General features: G+C 40.2%; 13 protein-coding genes, 2 tRNA genes and 3 rRNA genes. 12 read left to right on the forward strand and 6 right to left on the reverse strand.

The genetic code is table 11. The features are described from left to right. Window positions 1-9 precede the first annotated feature (9 nt). The 7 genes from HMPREF0669_RS08900 to rrf all read left to right on the forward strand — a co-directional run bounded on the left by HMPREF0669_RS08900 (window position 10) and on the right by rrf (window position 8,302). On the forward strand, window positions 10-1,983 hold the full coding sequence (locus tag HMPREF0669_RS08900; RefSeq protein ID WP_009227792.1) for an OPT family oligopeptide transporter: 1,974 nt from the start codon (window positions 10-12) through the stop codon (window positions 1,981-1,983). 128 nt (window positions 1,984-2,111) lie between these two features. Continuing rightward, on the forward strand, window positions 2,112-2,825 hold the full coding sequence (locus HMPREF0669_RS08905; protein WP_009227791.1) for a Bax inhibitor-1/YccA family protein: 714 nt from the start codon (window positions 2,112-2,114) through the stop codon (window positions 2,823-2,825). 419 nt (window positions 2,826-3,244) lie between these two features. After that, window positions 3,245-4,773: ribosomal RNA gene (locus tag HMPREF0669_RS08910) — 16S ribosomal RNA — on the forward strand. A 136-nt stretch (window positions 4,774-4,909) separates the two neighbouring features. Next, a tRNA-Ile gene (locus HMPREF0669_RS08915) sits at window positions 4,910-4,983 on the forward strand. A 22-nt stretch (window positions 4,984-5,005) separates the two neighbouring features. Then, window positions 5,006-5,079: transfer RNA gene (locus HMPREF0669_RS08920), tRNA-Ala, on the forward strand. Between the two features lie 126 nt (window positions 5,080-5,205). Beyond that, window positions 5,206-8,111: ribosomal RNA gene (locus HMPREF0669_RS08925) — 23S ribosomal RNA — on the forward strand. Window positions 8,112-8,189: 78 nt separating this feature from the next. Beyond that, window positions 8,190-8,302: ribosomal RNA gene (gene rrf / locus HMPREF0669_RS08930) — 5S ribosomal RNA — on the forward strand. The 16S, 23S and 5S rRNA genes sit together here with 2 tRNA genes alongside, the layout of an rRNA operon. Before the next feature lie 274 nt (window positions 8,303-8,576). Here the strand turns inward: rrf and HMPREF0669_RS08935 are convergent. Next, complete coding sequence (locus HMPREF0669_RS08935) at window positions 8,577-9,146, reverse strand: hypothetical protein (RefSeq protein WP_198024629.1); 570 nt, start codon at window positions 9,144-9,146, stop codon at window positions 8,577-8,579. Window positions 9,147-9,155: 9 nt separating this feature from the next. On the opposite strand from HMPREF0669_RS08935, the gene rplQ reads away from it, so the two are divergent. The 3 genes from rplQ to mutS all read left to right on the forward strand — a co-directional run bounded on the left by rplQ (window position 9,156) and on the right by mutS (window position 13,175). Next, the gene (gene rplQ / locus HMPREF0669_RS08940; RefSeq protein ID WP_051148222.1) at window positions 9,156-9,581 is read left to right on the forward strand and encodes a 50S ribosomal protein L17; all 426 of its coding nucleotides are present in this window, start codon (window positions 9,156-9,158) and stop codon (window positions 9,579-9,581) included. A gap of 424 nt (window positions 9,582-10,005) precedes the next feature. Continuing rightward, window positions 10,006-10,422, forward strand: coding sequence for a hypothetical protein (locus HMPREF0669_RS08945; protein ID WP_009228211.1), 417 nt, complete (start codon window positions 10,006-10,008; stop codon window positions 10,420-10,422). A 131-nt stretch (window positions 10,423-10,553) separates the two neighbouring features. Further along, entirely contained in the window at window positions 10,554-13,175 is a 2,622-nt protein-coding gene (gene mutS / locus HMPREF0669_RS08950; RefSeq protein WP_009228212.1) for a DNA mismatch repair protein MutS, read from the forward strand. Between the two features lie 302 nt (window positions 13,176-13,477). On the opposite strand, the gene HMPREF0669_RS08955 is transcribed toward mutS, so the two are convergent. From HMPREF0669_RS08955 to HMPREF0669_RS08965, 3 genes are all read right to left on the reverse strand, one after another. Further along, complete coding sequence (locus HMPREF0669_RS08955) at window positions 13,478-14,674, reverse strand: acetate/propionate family kinase (protein WP_009228213.1); 1,197 nt, start codon at window positions 14,672-14,674, stop codon at window positions 13,478-13,480. Window positions 14,675-14,730: 56 nt separating this feature from the next. Then, window positions 14,731-15,750, reverse strand: a complete 1,020-nt coding sequence (gene pta, locus HMPREF0669_RS08960; RefSeq protein WP_009228214.1) for a phosphate acetyltransferase — start codon at window positions 15,748-15,750, stop codon at window positions 14,731-14,733. Between the two features lie 263 nt (window positions 15,751-16,013). Continuing rightward, on the reverse strand, window positions 16,014-17,342 hold the full coding sequence (locus HMPREF0669_RS08965) for an NAD(P)/FAD-dependent oxidoreductase (RefSeq protein WP_009228215.1): 1,329 nt from the start codon (window positions 17,340-17,342) through the stop codon (window positions 16,014-16,016). 404 nt (window positions 17,343-17,746) lie between these two features. Here HMPREF0669_RS08965 and HMPREF0669_RS08970 point away from each other — a divergent pair, with 404 nt between their 5' ends. Beyond that, window positions 17,747-18,364 carry an isochorismatase family protein gene (locus HMPREF0669_RS08970; RefSeq protein ID WP_009228216.1) on the forward strand — a complete coding sequence of 206 codons (618 nt, stop codon included), beginning with the start codon at window positions 17,747-17,749 and terminating at the stop codon, window positions 18,362-18,364. Window positions 18,365-18,530: 166 nt separating this feature from the next. Here the strand turns inward: HMPREF0669_RS08970 and cdaA are convergent, their stop codons facing one another. Both cdaA and folP read right to left on the reverse strand, forming a co-directional pair. After that, on the reverse strand, window positions 18,531-19,304 hold the full coding sequence (cdaA, locus tag HMPREF0669_RS08975) for a diadenylate cyclase CdaA (protein ID WP_009228217.1): 774 nt from the start codon (window positions 19,302-19,304) through the stop codon (window positions 18,531-18,533). A gap of 13 nt (window positions 19,305-19,317) precedes the next feature. Beyond that, window positions 19,318-20,163 (reverse strand): dihydropteroate synthase, encoded by an 846-nt coding sequence (gene folP, locus HMPREF0669_RS08980; protein WP_009228218.1) that lies wholly within the window; start codon window positions 20,161-20,163, stop codon window positions 19,318-19,320. Between the two features lie 199 nt (window positions 20,164-20,362). Between folP and HMPREF0669_RS08985 the strand changes: the two genes are divergently transcribed. Continuing rightward, complete coding sequence (locus tag HMPREF0669_RS08985; RefSeq protein WP_020967392.1) at window positions 20,363-23,068, forward strand: 4-alpha-glucanotransferase; 2,706 nt, start codon at window positions 20,363-20,365, stop codon at window positions 23,066-23,068. Window positions 23,069-23,142 lie beyond the last annotated feature (74 nt).

Genomic DNA, 23,142 nt, shown 5'->3' on the forward strand with positions numbered 1-23,142 from the left:
AGAAAGAAAATGAATGTTCCTGAAAAACTACCAGAAAACGCCTTTAAGGAATTGAGAGAAGGCGAAGAGTATGAACCTTTGATGTCGCCCCAAAGTAGCTATCCCGAAGTAACGCTATGGTCGGTAACTTGGGGAATCTTAATGGCTGTAATCTTTTCTGCCGCTGCTGCCTACCTAGGATTAAAGGTAGGACAAGTGTTCGAGGCTGCAATTCCCATCGCAATTATAGCAGTGGGTGTTTCAACGGCATCGAAAAGAAAGAATGCTTTGGGTGAAAATGTAATTATACAGAGTATTGGTGCTTGCTCGGGAGCTGTGGTTGCAGGAGCAATTTTTACCCTTCCTGCTATTTATATTCTACAAGCAAAATATCCAGAAATAAGTGCTTCCTTCTTTAAAATATTCATAGCATCACTCTTAGGGGGTGTTCTTGGAATCTTATTCCTCATTCCTTTTCGCAAATACTTTGTGAAAGACATGCATGGTAAATATCCTTTCCCCGAAGCAACAGCAACAACTCAGGTGCTTGTTAGTGGTGCAAAAGGAGGCGGACAAACCAAAAAACTGTTGCTTGCAGGCTTAATAGGTGGCTTATACGATTTTGTTGTGGCTACATTTGGTTTGTGGAACGAAAACGTAACCTCACGAGTTGTGGGCTGGGGAACAGCTCTTGCCGACAAAACAAAATTGGTATTTAAAATCAATACAGGTGCTGCCTTGTTTGGATTGGGCTATATCGTGGGCTTACGTTACACTTTAATTATCTGCTTAGGCTCTGCTGCGGTGTGGTGGTTGATTGTTCCTGGTATGTCTTTCGTTTTCCATGACACTGTTTTAAACAATTGGGACGCATCAATAACTCAAACTGTTGGCTCGATGAGTGCTGAAGAAATCTTTAAATATTATGGTAAGAGTATCGGTATTGGAGGTATTGCAATGGCAGGTATTATTGGTGTTATCAAATCGTGGAGCATCATTAAAAACGCCATTGTCCTTGCTTCTAAAGAGCTAAGAGGCGGTTCTGCATCTGCAGAAAAGAGCGAAGCTATCCGCACTCAACGTGACATCTCTTTCAGAATCATCGCAATAGGATCTTTAATAACCTTGTTGGTTATTTTCTTATTCTTTTGGTTCGGCGTGATGAATACCTTGTTCTATGCTGTTGTGGGTGTGTTGCTTGTGGCAATTATCGCCTTCTTATTTACAACTGTGGCAGCCAATGCCATTGCCATTGTGGGTAGTAATCCTGTTTCAGGAATGACCTTAATGACCTTGATTCTTGCATCCGTGGTTCTTGTTGCAGTAGGATTGAACGGAGCAAGTGGTATGGTTGCAGCCCTAATTATGGGTGGAGTGGTTTGTACTGCTTTGTCTATGGCTGGCGCATTTGTTACCGATTTGAAGATCGGTTATTGGATTGGAACAACTCCACAGAAGCAACAAACATGGAAATTCTTGGGTACTTTGGTGTCGGCAGCAACCGTTGGAGGTGTAATGATGTTATTAAATAGCACTTATGGTTTCGCTTCTGGTCAGTTGGCTGCACCGCAAGCAAATGCTATGGCGGCTGTTATCGATCCTTTGATGAATGGTGCGGGTGCTCCATGGTTGTTGTATGGAATAGGTGCTTTGATAGCTATTGTGTTAACATGGTGCAGGGTTCCTGCTCTTGCTTTTGCTCTTGGAATGTTTATTCCACTTGAATTGAACCTTCCACTTGTGGTGGGTGGTGCCGTAAACTGGTATGTAACATCACGCAGTAGCGATGCTAAGATGAACGAAGAAAGAGGCGAAAAGGGTACTCTTATTGCAAGTGGATTTATTGCAGGTGGTGCTTTGATGGGCGTTGTGAGCGCTTTGTTGCGCTTCGCTGGATTCGACTTTATCAATCAAGCTTGGTTGGATAACCCATTCTCTCAAGGCTTGTCGCTTATAGCATACGGTGCATTGATTTATTGCTTGGTTCGTTTTACAAAGAAATAAGCGGTAAGGCACAGAATATGAGTGCTTTATTAAAATAAAAAGCATAATAAATATTAAAAGAAGAACGGGTGTGCCGATGTGGCATTTTCTTTGTTCTATCTTTGCAAGTAACAATAAAATAAAAAATTATGGATAGAGAAACTTTTGATAGAATGATTGAAGAACGTGAGGAACAGATGTCACTTGCGTTTCCAGCTTTAATGCGCAAGGTGTATGTCTGGATGACACTCGCATTGATTATAACAGGTGTAACTGCGTATGGAGTGGCTTCTTCGCCTGGTTTGATTTATACATTGACTAGCTCTGAATACTTGTTCTGGGGCTGTCTACTTGGTGAATTGGGTTTGGTTTACTTCATTTCATCTCGTATAATGAACCTTTCACTCACTACTGCAACATTGCTATTCATCGTTTATTCGATCTTAAATGGGGTAACAATGTCGTTTATCTTCTTGGTTTACACAATGTCTTCTATTGCCAATGTGTTCTTTATAACTGCAGGAACGTTTGGGGTGATGTCGCTTATTGGATACACAACAAGAAGAGACTTGTCGAAAATGGGACAGCTGTTGATGATGGCTTTGGTTGGACTTATTATCGCAAGTGTTGCAAATATCTTTATGAAAAGCGACACATTGTCGCTTATGGTTAGCTATATTGGTGTGGTGCTATTTGTGGGCTTGACTGCTTGGGATACTCAGAAAATTAAGCGTATGCTAGCGCAAGCAGATGATATTACCGAAGATGCACAAAAAATAGCATTGCTTGGAGCCTTGACCTTATATCTCGACTTTGTGAATCTTTTCTTATATCTACTTAGGTTGTTAGGAAAGAGAAATTAATATTTAACGAAAGGCGGAAGGAATTATTTGAATTCTTCCGCCTTTTTTGTTTTTAAGCACCTTTTGTTCTTTTCTCTCCCTCTATATAATATAAATAGGTGAAACTCTTTTTGTGGTTGATTTTTCCATTTGTGAATTAAAAAAGTGCATTTTTTTTTGAATTTTCTCATATAATTATTTGGTTTGTGTTGTAAAAAGTTGTACTTTTGCATCCGCTTTCGAGAGTAATCTCTGTTAGCATAAAGATAGAGTTCTTTGAATAGATTTACATAAACAGACAAGTTAGTACAAGAGTCTTGTTGTTTTTTACAACAGGGTATAAATACGAACCGTTAATTGATTATTCAATAAAGGTTATAAGGATAGTCGTTCTAAGTCAGAAAACATTCTCCTTTAGGGGAATAAATATAAGAAATTTTACAATGTAGAGTTTGATCCTGGCTCAGGATGAACGCTAGCTACAGGCTTAACACATGCAAGTCGAGGGGCAGCATGTTGGTTGCTTGCAACCAATGATGGCGACCGGCGCACGGGTGAGTAACGCGTATCCAACCTACCCAATACTCAGGCATAACCCGTTGAAAGACGGACTAATTCCTGATGGTATGTATTTTTCTCATGATTTATACATTAAAGAACTTCGGTATTGGATGGGGATGCGTCTGATTAGTTTGTTGGTGAGGTAACGGCTCACCAAGGCATCGATCAGTAGGGGTTCTGAGAGGAAGGTCCCCCACATTGGAACTGAGACACGGTCCAAACTCCTACGGGAGGCAGCAGTGAGGAATATTGGTCAATGGATGAAAATCTGAACCAGCCAAGTAGCGTGCAGGATGACGGCCCTATGGGTTGTAAACTGCTTTTATGTGAGAATAAAGTTAGGTATGTATACTTATTTGCATGTATCACATGAATAAGGACCGGCTAATTCCGTGCCAGCAGCCGCGGTAATACGGAAGGTCCAGGCGTTATCCGGATTTATTGGGTTTAAAGGGTGCGTAGGCCGTTTGATAAGCGTGCTGTGAAATATAGTGGCTCAACCTCTATCGTGCAGCGCGAACTGTCGAACTTGAGTGCGTAGTAGGTAGGCGGAATTCGTGGTGTAGCGGTGAAATGCTTAGATATCACGAAGAACTCCGATTGCGAAGGCAGCTTACCGTAACGTTACTGACGCTTAAGCACGAAGGTGCGGGTATCGAACAGGATTAGATACCCTGGTAGTCCGCACAGTAAACGATGGATGCTCGCTGTTGGCCTTTTATGGTCAGTGGCTTAGCGAAAGCGTTAAGCATCCCACCTGGGGAGTACGCCGGCAACGGTGAAACTCAAAGGAATTGACGGGGGCCCGCACAAGCGGAGGAACATGTGGTTTAATTCGATGATACGCGAGGAACCTTACCCGGGCTTGAACTGCAGCTGAACGATTCAGAGATGATGAGGCCCTTCGGGGCAGCTGTGGAGGTGCTGCATGGTTGTCGTCAGCTCGTGCCGTGAGGTGTCGGCTTAAGTGCCATAACGAGCGCAACCCCTTTTCTTAGTTGCCATCAGGTAATGCTGGGCACTCTGGGAATACTGCCACCGTAAGGTGTGAGGAAGGTGGGGATGACGTCAAATCAGCACGGCCCTTACGTCCGGGGCTACACACGTGTTACAATGGCGCATACAGAATGTTGGTTTCATGCAAATGAGATCTAATCTTCAAAGTGCGTCTCAGTTCGGACTGGGGTCTGCAACCCGACCCCACGAAGCTGGATTCGCTAGTAATCGCGCATCAGCCATGGCGCGGTGAATACGTTCCCGGGCCTTGTACACACCGCCCGTCAAGCCATGAAAGCCGGGGGCGCCTAAAGTCCGTGACCGCAAGGGTCGGCCTAGGGTGAAACTGGTGATTGGGGCTAAGTCGTAACAAGGTAGCCGTACCGGAAGGTGCGGCTGGAACACCTCCTTTCTGGAGACGTCTATTATTTATAGCTTTATAGGTTATATGTATTTATAATCTTGTACTTACTTACTTGTCTTGTTTACAAGGGAAAAATGATGCTGGGCAAATCATTAGCCTTGGCACTTGAACTTAACCAGAACGAAGTCCTATAGCTCAGTTGGTTAGAGCGCCACACTGATAATGTGGAGGTCGGCAGTTCAAGTCTGCCTGGGACTACCTAAGATACAAGTTAACCCTTGGGGGATTAGCTCAGCTGGCTAGAGCACCTGCCTTGCACGCAGGGGGTCAACGGTTCGAATCCGTTATTCTCCACATGTATTATGAATTTGATTCGTAATAAATAAGATCTTTGACATATTGATACAAGCAAAACTGTAGATTAAACAAGAAATCAACAGCTGAAAGTATGAGTTAATCTTTTTTTAAGATAACTAAAGTTTAGAAAGTAATTAAGGGCGCATGGCGGATGCCTTGGCTCATGGAGGCGATGAAGGACGTGATAAGCTGCGATAAGCGACGGGTAGGTGCAAATAACCTTTGATCCGTTGATTTCCGAATGGGACAACCCAATTACCATAAGGTAATTATCATATATATGATATATGAGGCGAACCGAGGGAACTGAAACATCTTAGTACCTCGAGGAAGAGAAAATAAACTAATGATTCCCTTAGTAGTGGCGAGCGAACGGGGATTAGCCCAAACCAATGTTGTATTCTGCAATGTTGGGGTTGTAGGACTACGTTGTTGTACTTGAATTGCGAGAAGAATATACTGGAAAGTGTAGCCATAGCAGGTGAAAGCCCTTTATTCGAAGCATGCCAAGACATAGTAGTATCCTGAGTAGCGCGGGACACGTGTAATCCTGTGTGAATCTGCCGGGCCCATCCGGTAAGGCTAAATACTCCCATGAGACCGATAGCGTACCAGTACCGTGAGGGAAAGGTGAAAAGAACTTCGATAAGAAGAGTGAAATAGATCCTGAACCCATGCGCCTACAAGCGGTCGGAGCATTTTATGATGTGACGGCGTGCCTTTTGCATAATGAACCTACGAGTTACCGTCACTGGCAAGGTTAATCCTCTTAAGTGGAGCAACCGCAGTGAAAGCGAGCCTTAACAGGGCGTTGAGTCAGTGGTGGTAGACGCGAAACCAAGTGATCTACACTTGTCCAGGATGAAGTTCCGGTAACACGGAATGGAGGTCCGAACCAATAAGCGTTGAAAAGCTTCTGGATGAGGTGAGTGTAGGAGTGAAAGGCCAATCAAACTTGGAGATAGCTCGTACTCCCCGAAAGGCATTTAGGTGCCGCGTACGATGATTAACGTAAGAGGTAGAGCGACCGATAGGTCAAGAGGGCTTCACCGCCTATCGAGACCTGACGAACTCCGAATGCTTACGCTTTGCAGTCGTGCAGTAAGGGGGCGGGTGCTAAGGTCCGTCCCCGAGAGGAGAAGAATCCAGACCGTCGTTTAAGGTCCCCAAATTCTGTCTAAGTTAGTCTAACGAAGTCTGGTCCCCATGACAGCCAGGATGTTGGCTTGGAAGCAGCCATTCATTTAAAGAGTGCGTAACAGCTCACTGGTCGAGGGTCCGGGCATGGATAATAATCGGGTATAAGGCAGATACCGAAGGCGCGGGATAGTATTTAAAAAAGTATCGGTAGGGGAGCATTCCATTGACGTTGAATGATATAGGACAACTATATCTGGAGTTTATGGAAAAGCAAATGTAGGTATAAGTAACGATAAGGAGGGTAAGATTCCCTCCCGCCGCAAGACCAAGGTTTCCCGGGCAATGTCAATCACCCCGGGGTTAGTCGGGTCCTAAGTCTCAGCCGAATGGCGATGGCGATGGTAGAAACGGTTAATATTCCGTTACTGCTTTAATGAGTGATGGGCAGACGAAGAAGTGACACCACCGCGAGGCGACGGAAGTCCTCGTTAAAGAGTGTAGGAGTTGATGATTGCAGGTAAATCCACAATCAGATCCGAACTTGATAGTATGGTTTTCTCCTCGGAGTAAACCAATAGTGTGGGTAATCCTGCTTCCAAGAAAATGCTCTAAACATATTGTTAAAGCACCCGTACCGTAAACGGACACACGTAGTCGGGTAGAATATACTAAGGCGTTGAGAGATTCATGGTTAAGGAACTAGGCAAATTGACCCCGTAACTTCGGGATAAGGGGTCCTCTTACTGTAATGGTATTGAGGCGCAGAGAATCGGTCCAGGCAACTGTTTAACAAAAACACAGGGCTGTGCTAACTCGAAAGATGATGTATACAGTCTGACACCTGCCCGGTGCTGGAAGGTTAAGAGGAGAGCTTATTCTTCGGAAGAAGGTTTGAATTGAAGCCCCAGTAAACGGCGGCCGTAACTATAACGGTCCTAAGGTAGCGAAATTCCTTGTCGGGTAAGTTCCGACCTGCACGAATGGTGTAATGATCTGGACACTGTCTCAACCATGATCTCAGTGAAATTGTAGTATCGGTGAAGATGCCGATTACCCGCGATGGGACGAAAAGACCCCGTGAACCTTTACTACAGCTTAGCATTGACCTTGGTCATCCGATGTGTAGGATAGGCCGGAGGCTTTGAAGGGGGTGCGCCAGCACTCTTGGAGCCATCCTTGAAATACGGCCCTTTGGCTGTCTGAGGTCTAACTCGTGATTAACGAGGACATTGTTTGGTGGGTAGTTTGACTGGGGTGGTCGCCTCCAAAAGCGTAACGGAGGCTTCCAAAGGTACCCTCAGGTCGATTGGTAACCGACCTATTAGAGTGCAATGGCATAAGGGTGCTTGACTGAGAGGCAGACATGCCGAGCAGGTAGGAAACTAGGGCATAGTGATCCGGCGGATGTGTATGGAAACTCCGTCGCTCAAAGGATAAAAGGTACTCCGGGGATAACAGGCTGATCCCCCCCAAGAGCTCATATCGACGGGGTGGTTTGGCACCTCGATGTCGGCTCGTCACATCCTGGGGCTGGAGAAGGTCCCAAGGGTTGGGCTGTTCGCCCATTAAAGTGGCACGCGAGCTGGGTTCAGAACGTCGTGAGACAGTTCGGTCTCTATCTATCGCGGGCGTTGGAGTTTTGCGTGGAGCCGTCACTAGTACGAGAGGACCGTGATGGACAGACCTCCGGTTTACCAGTTGTTCCGCCAGGGGCACCGCTGGGTATCCGAGTCTGGTTTGGATAAGCGCTGAAAGCATCTAAGTGCGAAGCCATCCGCAAGATTAGAACTCCTTTGAGGGTCGTTGTAGACGACGACGTTGATAGGGTGTAGGTGTAAAGACAGTGATGTCAAAGCCGAGCACTACTAATTGCCCAAAGCTTTCAGACACAGATTATTTTCATCCGTTTTGATTTATTTAATCATACATTTTGCTTGTAGATATGTTATAGATGTTATAAAGAAATATCAGGCGGTTATAGCGGTGGTGTTCCACCTCTTCCCATTCCGAACAGAGAAGTTAAGCCCACTTGCGCCGATGGTACTGCAATGCAATGCGGGAGAGTAGGTAGCTGCCTTTTTTATTAAAGAGAGTTTAATTGAGTAATCAGTTAAGCTCTCTTTTTTTATGTTTGTACTAAAAAAGACTTGAAGATATTGGAGAAAGAGATGTACAGCACTTTATAAGCCTCTGTATAGAAGGGGAGTAGACAGTCTGCATTCTCTTTTGAAAGAGCATTTGTTCCTTTTAATTTAAGATGAACGCCTTCTTCAGATGATTATCAATCAATGCTTGGATGTCATCAATGGTGTAATTATTTTGTTTATGCAATTCCATAAACTAATCTTATATTATTATACTATGACTAAATAATCCAGCTGTTTTTTGATTTTCTCAAATGACTGATTTAAATCTAAAGTGCGGAAATATATCGTGTTTCCATCATTCAAAACCACTTGGTTGTTTGGCACTATTTCTTCCTGTGTCTTGGCATATAAAAGCATTCCATCCACATTACCAATATGCTCTTTATCTAAATTATATACATAAGATTGAATTTGATAGAGATTATTGGAATGTATAGTTCTTTTATTGAAGTTATTCTGCATAGTCTTACCATAATATTTGGCATCTATTATGAGGGTACGATAGGCAAAATGGAGCATTACATCGGTCTTCATAATGGGCAATACATTCATATCTGAAACATCTTCTTGAACATTCCAATCAATTTGACTGGCTTCAGCATTGAGTTTTGGATAATGCCTCTTATAAAATTCCCAAATAAACTTCTCGTACAGCCTGCACATTTTCTCATCAGAGAACTGTTTCATTCTATAATCTCCTCTATCTGTGGTAAGTAAGATGTCACTAACAACAAAATAACATAAATAAAGGAGCATTTGGGTCGTACTGCATCTCATCGTAGTGCTATGCTTGCTAACATGGCTATCTCGTTGATTATGCACAAAAGAATCACTACGACTCTTGCAAAAGCAAAAGCTCTTAAGAAATATGTAGAGCCTTTGATCACACGTTCAAAGGAAGATACAACAAACTCACGTCGTGTTGTTTTCCGTTACTTGCAAAATAAATATGCAGTAACAGAGCTTTTCAAAGAAATTTCAACAAAGGTTGCTGATCGTCCAGGTGGTTACACTCGTGTAATCAAGTTGGGTACACGTCAAGGTGACGCTGCTGAAATGGCATTTATCGAGCTTGTTGACTACAATGAAAACATGGCAAAAGCTCCTAAAGCTGTTAAGAAAACACGTCGTAGCCGTAAGACTACTGCAACAAAAGAAGCTGCAGCTCCTGAAGCAAAAGCTGAAAAGGTTGAAGAAGCAACAGCAGAATAATTGCTTGTTATGCAAATATGATATAAGAGGGAAACATGAAATATTGTTTCCCTCTTTCTTTTTGTCCTATTGTTAGGTTACTTAATGTTGGCAAAACAGATAGTTTTTTGTCATTTTCTTATTTTTTATCATAACATACCTCGTCTCTTACCTTTATTTCATGCTTTGATTAGTGCTGTCTTTTATTCTTTTATGTCCTGTTGTCTTATTCCTTTTGAGCAAAGAGGTATAGGAATAAAAAAGCGATAATAAAGCCTCTCAACACAGATTATTTTCTTCAAAAGTTTGACTTTTAGAGATAAACTTGTATCTTTGTGGAGTAGAGAGGTATGTTTCTTCAGTGGATCATCTTGTTGAAAGAGAACCAATAACTTTCTACGTTATCTAAAACCAATAACTAATCATAACTTAAACGTAAAATATCATGTTAAAGAAAAATCTACTTTTAGCACTTCTTGCAGTATTTTCGCTCTTCACAATCACCACTTCTTGCGAAAAGACTGAACCAATGCATCTTGTTTCAGACACCAATCTTAAAGGTCAAAACACCATTTCTGTGCCTGCAGAGGGTGGAACAATTCACGTAACCTGCACCAACTACGAGTCATTCTCGATCTCTGAATATTCATTTACAGTTGATAAACAGGCATTTAAAGATCCCAATTCAACAGCTATTTCCCCCTTTTCATCAACTCCTTGGCTTAAATCAGCTGTCAATAAGAACGTGCTGACTGTTGTGTTTGAGCCAAATACCACCTCAAAGGTGCGCATAACAATATTTGAATTTACAGCAGGAGACGTTCGTACTCGGCTTAGATTTGAGCAAGAAGCAAAAAAATAATGAATAAGATTTAGAGCTTTATTCTTTTGTTTCGTCTTCATCTTCATTCTGCATTAAATTTATTATCTTTGCATAAATAGCGCCATGCCTGCTTGTTTGTAGGCAGATGGCATAATTTACAACGATTTATTATGGCAGTTAAAGATAAAGGACTCACCCCAATGATGAAGCAATTTTTCACATTTAAGCATCAACATCCAGATGCAATATTGCTTTTTCGTTGTGGAGATTTCTACGAAACATATTCACAAGACGCTGTAGAAGCATCGAAGATATTAGGGATAACGCTCACCAAACGAAACAATGGTGGCTCTTCTGCGGTTACAGAGATGGCAGGTTTCCCTCATCATGCGTTGGATACTTATCTTCCAAAGCTTGTTCGTGCGGGACGACGAGTGGCTATTTGCGACCAATTAGAAGACCCCAAACTAACAAAAAAGCTTGTTAAACGTGGTATAACCGAACTGGTTACGCCCGGAGTTGCATTGGCAGACAATGTATTAAACTATAAAGAAAATAACTTTTTAGCTGCCATTCATTTCGGAAAAGCCTCTTGTGGTATTGCATTTCTCGACATCTCAACAGGCGAATTCTTAACAGGCGAAGGCTCATACGATACAATAGAGAAGTTGTTGGTGAACTTCTCGCCCAAAGAAGTGTTGTTCGATAGAGATAATAAGCAACAGTTCAACCAATATTTTGGGGATAAATATTGCACATTCGAGCTTGATGATTGGGTTTTTACCGAGTCAACAGCCCGTCAAAAACTATTGAAACACTTCGGAACACAAACGCTTAAAGGCTTCGGAATCGACCATCTCACCAATGGAATTATCGCTTCTGGTGCCATTATGCAATATCTTGAAATCACCCAACACACCAATATTAACCACATCACATCCATCTCTCGAATAGAAGAAGATCGTTATGTGCGCCTCGATAAATTCACCATTCGAAGCTTAGAGCTCATCAACTCCATGCATGAGGGCGGTAGTTCGTTGCTCAATGTCATCGATAGCACCATCACACCAATGGGTAGTCGCATGCTCAAACGCTGGTTGGTGTTCCCTTTAAAAGAGCAAAAAGCAATAGAACAACGCCTCAATGTAGTAGAACATATCTACAATAGCGAAGACTTTGAGCAGGTGTTGTCCGATCAACTTCATCGTATTGGCGACTTAGAGCGCATCATTTCTCGTGTAGCAGTGGGCAGGGTGTCTCCAAGAGAGGTTGTTCAATTGCGCTATGCACTCGACGCTATCGAACCAATTAAGGCAGCTTGTGTGGCTTCAAAGAACGAATCTTTAGTGCGAATGGGCGAACAAATCACCCTATGCGAGTCTATTCGTGCTCGAATTGCAAAAGAAATCACCTCCGATCCACCACAACTTGTGAACAAAGGAGGCGTTATTGCCGATGGAGTGAACCCCGAGTTAGACGAGTTAAGAGCAATATCTCACTCAGGAAAAGACTATCTTTTGCACATTCAAGAGCGTGAAGTAGAGCAAACAGGCATTTCTTCTTTGAAGATAGGCTATAACAATGTGTTTGGATATTACCTCGAAGTGCGCAACATGCACAAAGATAAAGTGCCCCAAGAGTGGGTTCGTAAGCAAACACTTGCGCAGGCAGAACGCTATATTACACAAGAGTTGAAAGAGTATGAAGAGAAGATTTTAGGTGCCGAAGATAAGATTTTGGCACTCGAAGCGCAAATCTTTAACGACCTGATAGCGGCTCTTCAAGAGTTTATTCCACAAATACAAATCAATGCTAACATCATTGCTCGCATCGATTGTTTGCACTCTTTCGCTTCAGTAGCACAGTCGAACCACTATGTTCGTCCAGAGATTAACAACACAGAAGTGCTCGATATCAAGGCAGGAAGACACCCAGTTATCGAAATGCAGCTACCTATTGGAGAGCGTTATGTGCCCAATGACATTCTGCTCGATAGCGAAAAGCAACAAATTATGATGATTACAGGTCCTAATATGGCGGGTAAATCAGCTCTTTTGCGCCAAACTGCCCTCATAGTGCTATTGGCTCAGGTCGGAAGTTTCGTGCCTGCACATAGCGCAAGCATTGGTGTTGTAGACAAAATCTTCACCCGTGTAGGGGCAAGCGACAACATATCGGTGGGCGAATCAACCTTTATGGTAGAGATGACAGAGGCTGCAAACATTCTTAATAATGTGTCTTCACGTTCGCTTATCTTGTTCGATGAGTTGGGAAGAGGTACATCTACCTATGATGGAATAAGCATTGCGTGGGCCATTGTCGAGTATCTTCACGAGCAACCAAAGGCAAGAGCACGCACACTTTTTGCCACTCACTACCACGAACTCAATGAGATGGAGAAGCGATTCGAGCGCATTAAGAACTTCAATGTAAGCGTGAAAGAAGCCAATGGCAAAGTGATGTTTATGAGAAAGCTCGTAGAAGGCGGTTCAGAACACTCGTTTGGTATTCACGTTGCCGACATTGCTGGCATGCCAAAGAGCATAGTTAAGCGTGCAAATGTTATTTTGAAGCAACTCGAAAAGAACAACGATCAAGTGGGAGAGGTATCGAAAAACGCTATAAATAAGCTCGATGAGCCTAATGAAAACGTACAACTTAGCTTCTTTAAGTTAGACGATCCTGTGCTTATTCAGATACGAGATGAGTTCTTAAACCTTGATATTAACAACTTAACTCCCGTAGAAGCACTCAATAAGTTGAATGATATTAAGAAGATAATTAAAGGATAAATCATTCTTTAGCATTTTATAATAACATTGCCACATTGCATTTGCAGTGTGGCAATATTGTTTATAACTATAATGTTGATCTTTAGCCGTATGAGATAATAGCTTTCCTAATAAAAATCGAATGAGAAACAAAAAATGCTTTGTGTATTTTGACGAAATGAAAAGAAAGCAAGTTAGGACCAATTGGACCTAACTTGCTTTTAATGTTTTATGAGGTTCGATGATAAAAGCTATCTTATTATATTATAGAAAAATAGCTGTTTGAAACCTCATCACTTGTCTTTTCTATTAAGAGAGATGGTTTATTTGCTTACTAAGCGCATGGTGTCTCTTGCGATAACAAGCTCTTCGTCTGTAGGAATAACGCAAACAGTAACCTTAGAGTCGTCTGTAGAGATGATAGTTTCTTGTCCTCTCGATTTGTTTTTCTCTGCATCAATCTTGATTCCGAGGAACTCTAGGTCGCTACAAGCATCGATACGAGTACCTGTTTGGTTCTCTCCAACACCCGCAGTCCATACAATTATATCAACACCTCCCATCGCTGCAGCATATGCACCGATGTATTTTTTTATGCGATAGTTATACATGTTCAATGCAAGTTGGGCTCTTTCGTTTCCTTCTAGAGCTGCATTTTCGATCTCACGCATATCTGATGAGATACCAGTTATACCCAAAACTCCACTTTTTTTGTTGAGGAAATCAGACATTTCTTGGGGTTTCTTGCCTAGCTTTTCCATAAGATATGTCACCGCAGCAGCATCAATATCACCAGAACGGCTACCCATCATTAAGCCTTCAAGTGGTGTCATTCCCATTGAAGTGTCGATACATTCGCCATATTTTACAGCTGCAATACTTGCTCCATTACCAATATGACAAGTGATGATGCGTTGAGTTTTGATGTCTTTTCCTAAGAATTCGCAAACTCGTTGTGATACATATCTGTGTGAAGTTCCGTGGAATCCATAACGACGAACATGGTATTTTTCATATAAGTCGTAAGGAATTGGATATAGATAAGCATAATCTGGCATTGTGCTATGGAAGGCATTGTCGAATACGCACACTTGAGGTACGTTTGGCATAAGTTCATCTACAGCCTTAATACCACGTAAGTGACCAGGGTTGTGCACGGGTGCGAGGTCGCAAAGGGCTTCGATATCTTTTTCTACTTGTGGTGTAACAACTACACTTTCGGTGTAAATATCACCTCCTTGAACAACACGATGACCCACTGCATCAATCTCTTCAACACTTTGTAGAGCACCTATTTCTTTGTCTAGAAGCATTTGGAACACGAAGTTTACGCCCTCTTTGTGATCTGGCATATCGTGCATTATCTGCTTTTTCTCACCATTAGGCAACGCAACTTTAATGAAAGCGTTATCTAAACCTATTCGTTCTACACCACCAGAAGCTAAAACCTGGTTGTTATTCATGTCGTATAGCTTGTATTTAATAGACGAGCTACCACAATTGAGCACTAGTATTTTCATGTTGTTTTTGCTTATTTATTTTCTAGTTATTATTTTAATGGTTCTTTTTTTTATCCTTATTCTGCACAAAGTTTTGCTTGATGTGCCTGACATGCAGTAATTGCAATCATGTAATAGATATCATCTATTGAACAACCACGGCTCAAGTCGTTAACAGGACGTGCGATACCTTGAAGAATAGGACCAATTGCTATAGCGTCTCCAAGGCGTTGTACGAGTTTATAACCAATGTTTCCTACTTCCAAGTTAGGTACAACCAATACGTTTGCCTTACCTGCAATTGGGCTATCTGGTGCCTTTGTTGCTGCTACATCGGGTACAAGTGCAGCATCAGCTTGTAGCTCTCCGTCTACATTTAGTTGTGGATAGTATTCGTGAGCTAATCGAGTTGCCTCTGTAACTCTGTTCACTAATTCGTGGTTAGCACTGCCTTTGGTAGAGAAACTCAACATTGCAACACGTGGATCTTCAATTCCTGCTACAGCTTTTGCGGTTTCTGCAGTACAATAAGCTATCTGAGCCAATTGGTCTGACGTTGGACTTGGAGTTACAGCTACGTCTCCCATCACTAAAACTCCATTGTCGCCATATTGTGTTTCTTTTGTGATAAGTACCATTGCACCGCTCACTACTGACACTTGAGGACTGCATTTGATGATTTGAAGAGCTGGGCGAAGGGTGTCGCCAGTGGTACTTTCTGCTCCACTAATTTGTCCATCTGCTCCTTCTGTCTTGATAATTAAGCAACCAAGGTATAGTGGATTCTTCACTAACTCACGTGCTTTTTCAATGGTCATACCTTTTCTTTTACGCAATTCTGTTAGCAATTCTGCGTATTCTTCTGCTTTGGGGTGATTCAATGGGTCGATAATGGTTGCCTTATCGATGTGTTTTAATCCCCATTTATTGGCAAGTTCACGAATAACGCCAGGGTTTCCGATAAGTATAATCTCTGCAAGTTCATCGCCAATAGCACGATCTGCAGCTCTAAGTGTTCTTTCTTCTGTTGCTTCGGGTAGAACAATTCGTTGCTTATAGCTTTTTGCACGCTCTACAATATCTTGTAAAAAATCCATAATTTGTTTGTTTATTTATTTGTTAGTTATGACCTCTTAATAGATAAAAGGTTACTATGCAAAAGTAAGAAAAATAATTGTATTATACTTGTTTGAATGATAAAAAAATGCCAAAAATGTAATGTTGACTTTACATTCTTGGCATTTCGTATGATGGAAGCTTTGCAGCTATTTGCTAAATGCAATGCTTTAGTTCTCTAATAACAATGTTATTGTTCCCTAAAAGCAGTGCTTTTACATCCTAATATCAATGCTTTTACAGGCTAATTTGTATCCTTTTGCTGAACAGCTTGCTGTATCTCTTCTTCTGTTTTGTCTCTCCCTGCTCTGAAGATGAGTCGTAAAGACTGATTATAGTTAACATAATTCCATAGCCAATTAAGCAAAACAACGATGCGATTGCGTATTCCTAAGATAGAACGAAGATGCACAACCAGCCACAAAACCCATGCTATGAAACCCTGAGTTTTGAACAATGAGAATTCGGCAACAGCCTTGTTTCTTCCTATTGTCGCCATAGAGCCTAGGTTTGTATATTGGAATGTTTTTAATTTCTTGCCCTTTTGTTCTCGAATAAGGTTCTTTGCGAGCAATTTTCCTTGCTGAATTGCCACCTGAGCAAGCTGTGGATGTCCTCCAGGATAAGCCTTGTCGGCATCGGGCATGATGCATTGGTCGCCTATTGCATACACATCTTCAAGTCCAATCACACGGTTATAGCCATCAACAAGCAGACGACGTCCACGTCCATAGTGTTCTTTCTCGAGTCCATCAAACGCCACTCCGATAATTCCACTCACCCATATTAAAGAGCGAGTAGCAATGCTACTGCCATCGCTTAACACCACTTTGTGGTTCTTATAGTCGTTAACAAACTTACTTAGAATGACGTTTACACCCATAGAACGTAAAAAGTCGATAGCTTTTTGAGACGAGTCGGGAGCCATTGCAGGTAACAATCGGTTGTCGCCTTGTATGAGATAGACATTCATTAGTGAAGCATCTAACTCTGGATAGTCACGAGGTAGAATGGTTTTCTTCATCTCTGACATCACACCTGCAAGCTCAACACCAGTAGCTCCACCACCAACTACAACAATATTCAATAACTCTTGTCTAAAAACAGGATCTTCTGTGGTTATCGCTCTTTCGATATTTGCGAGTACAGTGTTACGTATTCGGGCTGCTTCTGATAGGCTTTTCATTGCCATCGAGCCTTTTTCTATCTCTTTATTACCAAAGAAATTGGTGGTTGCACCTGCCGATAGCACTACATAATCATAACTTACATTACCAATACTTGTGATTACTGTTTTGTTTTTAACATCTATCTGCTTTACTTCGGCTAAACGGAAGTAAAGGTTTTTGTATTTTTGGAAGATGCGACGATAGGGGAATGAGATGGAACTTGGCTCCATTCCTGCTGATGCAACTTGATATATTAGAGGTTGAAACTGATGATAATTGTGTTTATCTATCAATACTATTTGCATGCCAGAGTTACGTAAATTCTTAGCAAGTTCAAGTCCTCCAAATCCTCCACCTACAATAACAATACGCTTTTTATCGCCTTTCTCTATATTAAAATCCATAATTTTAGAATTGATTTTTATTACTCCTGAATGATGTTATTATGCTAGTCTATATATATACAATAGAAATTCGAATTGTGTTCTCTCACTTGAATGTCGTATTTATAAGATACATAGCCCTATTTACTTGCAAAAGTAAAAATTATTTAGAATAAAAATACTTTTAAAAGTACTCTTTTTTTAAATAAATAGCTATCTTTGTGTGCGCAAACAATATTTTGTTCTTTTTGCAACATATTTTGTTCTGCACACTAATGTTTATTCAATTCTATAACATCTAAACCAAAATCAAAATGAAAAGAATGCTATTTGTTATGCTTATCGCCATTTTATTTGGTAGCATAACAGCAGTTGCACAACGTCCTAAAACAGTTAAATGCACCATGAACTCAGTGAAGAAAGCAATGAATGCAAAGAACTCTGTTGCTAATTCATCACAAAACACAACATTAGTTGTGGTTGATTGCCAATATGATTTTTGCAATCCACAAGGTAGTTTGTATGTTCCAGGAGCCGAAAAGGCAGTAGATAATGTTTTAGCTTATTTGCAATCGCATCCAAACATCAATGAAGTGATCTTCACAGTAGATTGGCATAATGCTAAAGATGGCTCGTTTAAGGCACAAGGAGGGCCATGGCCTCCACATTGTATACGTTTTTCTAAAGGCTCACAAATAGATGAACGCCTTATACAAGCATGTCTTGATAAAAATATTCCTTATCAAGTTATTCGCAAAGGAGAGGTGATAGAGACAGAAGAATATGGTGCATTTCAAAAGATTACACCTGCAGTTAAGGGCAAAAGAACCCTTTGCACTATGACAGATAAGGTAACTTCTGCAAATACGAATTTTGTTATTTGCGGTGTCGCAGGCGACTATTGTGTTTTAGAAACACTTAAGAATCTTCTAAAAGGTGGCTTACACGTTGATGTTTACACTAATGGTGTGGCTTCTATTGATAAGGGTGAGAAGTTGTCTTCATATATAAAAGAAAAGAATTTGAAGGTTGTAAATAACTAATTGCATTGTCATTCGCAACTAGATGGTTATCACTTTTATGATGGCAACCACTTGATAACAAATCAATAATATAAAAATAAAGATGAGAAGTGAAGACCTCTATATATTATTTAGGTGTAACTTCTCATCTTTTTGTTATGATATAAAATTCTACTTACATTGTGTTTTATTGTCCACTCATCTCATAAGCGAGAACTCTTTCAAGCTCTTCGGCAGACAAACGTAGCTTAAATTCACCTTTTATTGCTATAGATATGTTGCCTGTTTCTTCAGAAACAACTATCGCAAGAGCGTCACTACTTTGTGAAATTCCAAGTGCTGAGCGATGACGAAGCCCTAATGACTTTGGAATATCTTTATTATGAGAAACAGGAAGGATACAACCTGCTGCTTTAACTCTTTTCTTAGAGATGAGTATGGCACCATCATGAAGAGGTGAGTTCTTAAAGAAAATATTCTCAATGAGGCGTTGGCTTATTCTTGCGTCAATCTTTTCACCTGTGTCTGCAATGTCATTTAAGGGTGCACTGCGTTCAAGTACGATTAAAGCCCCAACCTTTCCACGAGCCATATTCATGCAAGCCATTACCAAAGGCAATATCATTTCTTTGTCTTCTTCATTCTTATTAGATGGCATAAAATAGCGTGTGAGTAATTTTATACGTTCATGTCCACCTAAAGAATATAAGAATTTGCGTATTTCTTCTTGAAAAAGAATAATCAAAGCCAGCACTCCTACGCTAACAAGTTTATCTAATATCGAACCAAGAAGGCGCATAGAGAGTATCTTACTCACGAAAAGCCAGATGACAATGAACACCATTATCCCGCTAAATATGTTTAAAGAACGACTTTCTTTCATCAATCTATAAACATAAAATAACATCAAAGCTACTGAAAAAATATCTATTATATCTTTTATTCCGAACTCAAAAGGCATAGTAATTAAGTTTTTATAATGTTAATAACATTGATGCTTGCTTATATTTTTCTACAATCTTAATAGCTTCGACAGCCTCTTGCACATCATGTACACGCAAAATAGAAGCTCCTTTCATTAGTGCAAGAGTATTAATAACTGTTGTTCCGTTTAAAGAATGATCTGCATTGACATCCAAAACTTGCTGAATCATGCGTTTACGAGATGCTCCAACCAAGATCGGAGCATCTAAAACAGACAACTTTTCTAAGTGATAAAGCACCTCATAGTTTTGTTTTAGATCTTTTCCAAAGCCAAAACCAGGATCTAGAATAACATCTTTTACGCCCAAAGCATGTAGCTCGTTTAACTCAGCAACAAAGGCTTTAGTCATTGATACAATGTCGCTTTTAACCGACATCAGTATATATGGTACCTTAAGTTGTGCTACAGTCTTAAACATGTGCTGTTCTTCTTCGAGTAAAACATTTGCCCTTCCAGTGATACCTCCTTCAGAAACATCGTTAATAATGTCCACTCCAAACTCTTCAACACACATCTTTGCTACATTACTACGATAGGTATCGACTGACAATAATGCATTGGGCAGTTCTTTCTTTAATAATAATAGACCTGCTTTCAAACGTTGCATTTCTTCCTTTTCGCTCACTTCTTCGGCTCCAGGACGTGTTGAAAATGCCCCAATATCTAATATTGTAGCACCTGCCTGCAACATTTCTGTGGCACGTTGAACAAGATTTCTGTTAGTGTCTACTCTGCTATTGGCATAGAAAGAGTCAGGAGTTAGGTTTAAAATCCCCATCACAACGGGAGTCGAAAAGTCGAAAAGTTGCCCTCTTATGTTAAGTATTTTTGTCATAAATACCTTTCTTTTGAATGTTATTGCAAAGATAATGCTTTTTACTGGAAAACTTTTTTAAGAGTGAATGAAATTAAACAATAACATTATTGACATATGTCAAGAATGCAAACGTTTGTTTATATACCTTTATTAAATTGTTAATGAATCACTATATATATAGTGTTTTATCATTACCTTTACATCAAATTATAATAAAATGAAAGCATCAAATATCACATTCAATATTCAATATAGCACTACTTATGGTGAGGAGTTGCTTTTGAATCTTATTTATTTTGATAAGGAGGGAATAGAACGGACATCTATTTATAGAATGAAAACATTGGACGGGCATAATTGGAGGGTTCATATTCAACAACTTCCATCCGATGGTATCAAAGCATTTCACTATTATTATAGCATTGAAAGAAATGCAGAGATAATAAAATCAGAATGGCAACTACAAACTCATTTCTTCGATTTTAATGCAACTTGTGATAAGAACTATGAGGTTTTTGATATTTGGACAGATGCACCTCAGGATACATATTTATATAGTTCTGCTTTTACAAACTGTATAAATCAACGAGAAATAAAAACTCTTGAACCTAATGATTATGCTATTACGCTTCGTTTAGTAGTGCATGCTCCTCAATTAAGGTCATTTGAACGTCTTGCAGTTGTAGGTGATTTAGATGTATTAGGAGCATGGAATATCAATAAAGCGTTGTTTATGACAGAACAACAGCATAACGAATGGGTTATTGATATTAACGCATCGTCGTTTGTTGGGGAGAAAATTGAGTTTAAATTTGTTGCTATAAATAAACAAAATCAGAGTTTCTCATTATGGGAAACAGAAAATAATCGCTCCCTTTCAATCCCTCTTGTCAACAAAGGCAATACACTTGTATACTCATTAAATCAAGCATTCTTTGATATTTGTGATATTCGTTTAGCTGGAACCTTGATTCCTTTGTTCTCATTGCGCACTAATAACAGCTTTGGAATTGGCGACTTTGGCGACTTAAAACGCATGATTGATTTCATGTCGTGCACCAATCAACGAGTACTTCAATTGTTGCCAATCAACGATACTACATCTTCTGGAACATGGAAAGATAGCTATCCCTATAGTTGTGTTAGTGTTTTTGCTCTTCATCCACAATATATCAATCTAAATGCATTACCTTCTTTAAGAGATAAAGAACAACATTTGCGTTTCCAAAAGCTGCAAAAAGAACTTAATAGTCTAGAGCATGTTGATTATGAGAGGGTGAATTGTGCTAAGAATGAATATCTATCACTTCTTTATAAACAAGAGGGAACCAAAATATTAGGATCAAAAGAATTCTCAGTTTTCTTTGAAAATAATCAAGAATGGCTTGTACCTTATGCCTTATATTGTTCTTTACGAGATAAGTATAAGACACCTTTATGTAGTAATTGGGGCGAATATCGAGAGTGGAACGATAGTTGGCGTACGACATTATCAAATCCTAAAAGCAAGGAGTATAAGGCGGTTGCTTACTATTACTTTGTTCAATATCTTTTATTCTCACAAATGAAAGATGCGCATGCTTATGCTCTTAGCAAGCAAGTGATATTGAAAGGAGACATTCCTATTGGTGTAGACCGACATAGTTGCGACGTTTGGGTAGAACCAAAGTATTTTAATCTCAACTCACAAGCAGGTGCACCACCTGATGCTTTCTCTACAAATGGCCAGAATTGGGGCTTCCCTACGTATAATTGGAACGAGATGTTGAAAGACAATTGTGCGTGGTGGACAAAGCGTTTTCAACACATGTCGCAGTTTTTTGATGCCTATCGCATCGATCATGTCTTAGGTTTCTTTAGAATTTGGAGTATTCCCTATGATTCAATTCATGGACTTTTAGGACAGTTTGAACCTGCTATTGCCTTATCAAAAGACGAAATAGAAGCTTATGGTTTGCATTTTCAAGAAAAGTTATTCACCACTCCTTTTATTGCAGATTGGGTAATTGAGCGTGTCTTTAAGGAGCATTCTGAAGAAGTAAAACAAACGTATTTGGAATTAGATCATGATGATATATATCGTTTAAAGCCTAATTTCGATACACAAAGAAAGATTGCTGAGGCCTTTGAAGGAAAACATTCTGAAAAAGATAATTGGTTGCGTGAAGGATTATTTGCGCTAGTAAGTAATGTTCTTTTTATCAGAGATAATCACAATCCTCATCTCTTCCATCCACGGATAACAGCCCAATTGAATCATATGTATGAGGCTTTATGGCAACACGATAAAGATTCTTTCAATCGTTTGTATGATGATTATTATTACAAACGAAACAATCACTATTGGTATTGTGAAGCAATGAAGAAATTACCAAGGTTAGTTCAAGCTACAAAGATGCTAGTTTGTGCAGAAGATTTAGGTATGATTCCTTCTTGTGTAGAGTGGGTTATGAAAGAATTACGCATCTTTAGTCTTGAGATCCAATCAATGCCAAAAGATCCTCATGTGAGATTTGGATATCTAAATCGCAATCCTTATCAGAGTGTTTCAACTATTAGTACCCACGATATGCCAACTCTTCGTTTATGGTGGGATGAAAACAATGAACAAACGCAAGATTATTATAATAATATGCTTTATCATTCGGGTTGCGCACCTCATCCACTTACAGGGCAATTAGCTCAAGAAATTATCGAAGGTCATTTGCATTCACCTTCTGCATTGTGTGTTATTAGCTTGCAAGACTGGCTTGCTATGGATGAAAAGATAAGGTTGTCTGATCCTCAAAGTGAAAGAATTAATATTCCAGCTAACCCCAATCATTATTGGAGATATCGAATGCATATCAGTATTGAAGACCTTATTGCGAATCACGAATTGGTGAATCGTATTACAGGAATGCTTCGTACAAGTGGTCGATAGAATATAATTGTTTTGTAAAAGATTAGAGACAAAAGACGAAATACGATATTATTATCTGAAACTTTTGTTACTCA

Origin of the sequence: Prevotella sp. oral taxon 299 str. F0039 (genome assembly GCF_000163055.2) — a bacterium.
In the GTDB taxonomy this organism is placed as follows: Bacteria; Bacteroidota; Bacteroidia; order Bacteroidales; family Bacteroidaceae; genus Prevotella.

Coding starts and splice junctions, on each gene's coding strand:
- HMPREF0669_RS08900 (WP_009227792.1), top strand. CDS start 10: ATGAATGTTCCTGAAAAACTACCAGAAAACGCCTTTAAGGAATTGAGA.
- HMPREF0669_RS08905 (WP_009227791.1), top strand. CDS start 2,112: ATGGATAGAGAAACTTTTGATAGAATGATTGAAGAACGTGAGGAACAG.
- HMPREF0669_RS08935 (WP_198024629.1), bottom strand. CDS start 9,146: ATGAGATGCAGTACGACCCAAATGCTCCTTTATTTATGTTATTTTGTT.
- rplQ (WP_051148222.1), top strand. CDS start 9,156: ATGCTTGCTAACATGGCTATCTCGTTGATTATGCACAAAAGAATCACT.
- HMPREF0669_RS08945 (WP_009228211.1), top strand. CDS start 10,006: ATGTTAAAGAAAAATCTACTTTTAGCACTTCTTGCAGTATTTTCGCTC.
- mutS (WP_009228212.1), top strand. CDS start 10,554: ATGGCAGTTAAAGATAAAGGACTCACCCCAATGATGAAGCAATTTTTC.
- HMPREF0669_RS08955 (WP_009228213.1), bottom strand. CDS start 14,674: ATGAAAATACTAGTGCTCAATTGTGGTAGCTCGTCTATTAAATACAAG.
- pta (WP_009228214.1), bottom strand. CDS start 15,750: ATGGATTTTTTACAAGATATTGTAGAGCGTGCAAAAAGCTATAAGCAA.
- HMPREF0669_RS08965 (WP_009228215.1), bottom strand. CDS start 17,342: ATGGATTTTAATATAGAGAAAGGCGATAAAAAGCGTATTGTTATTGTA.
- HMPREF0669_RS08970 (WP_009228216.1), top strand. CDS start 17,747: ATGAATGCAAAGAACTCTGTTGCTAATTCATCACAAAACACAACATTA.
- cdaA (WP_009228217.1), bottom strand. CDS start 19,304: ATGCCTTTTGAGTTCGGAATAAAAGATATAATAGATATTTTTTCAGTA.
- folP (WP_009228218.1), bottom strand. CDS start 20,163: ATGACAAAAATACTTAACATAAGAGGGCAACTTTTCGACTTTTCGACT.
- HMPREF0669_RS08985 (WP_020967392.1), top strand. CDS start 20,363: ATGAAAGCATCAAATATCACATTCAATATTCAATATAGCACTACTTAT.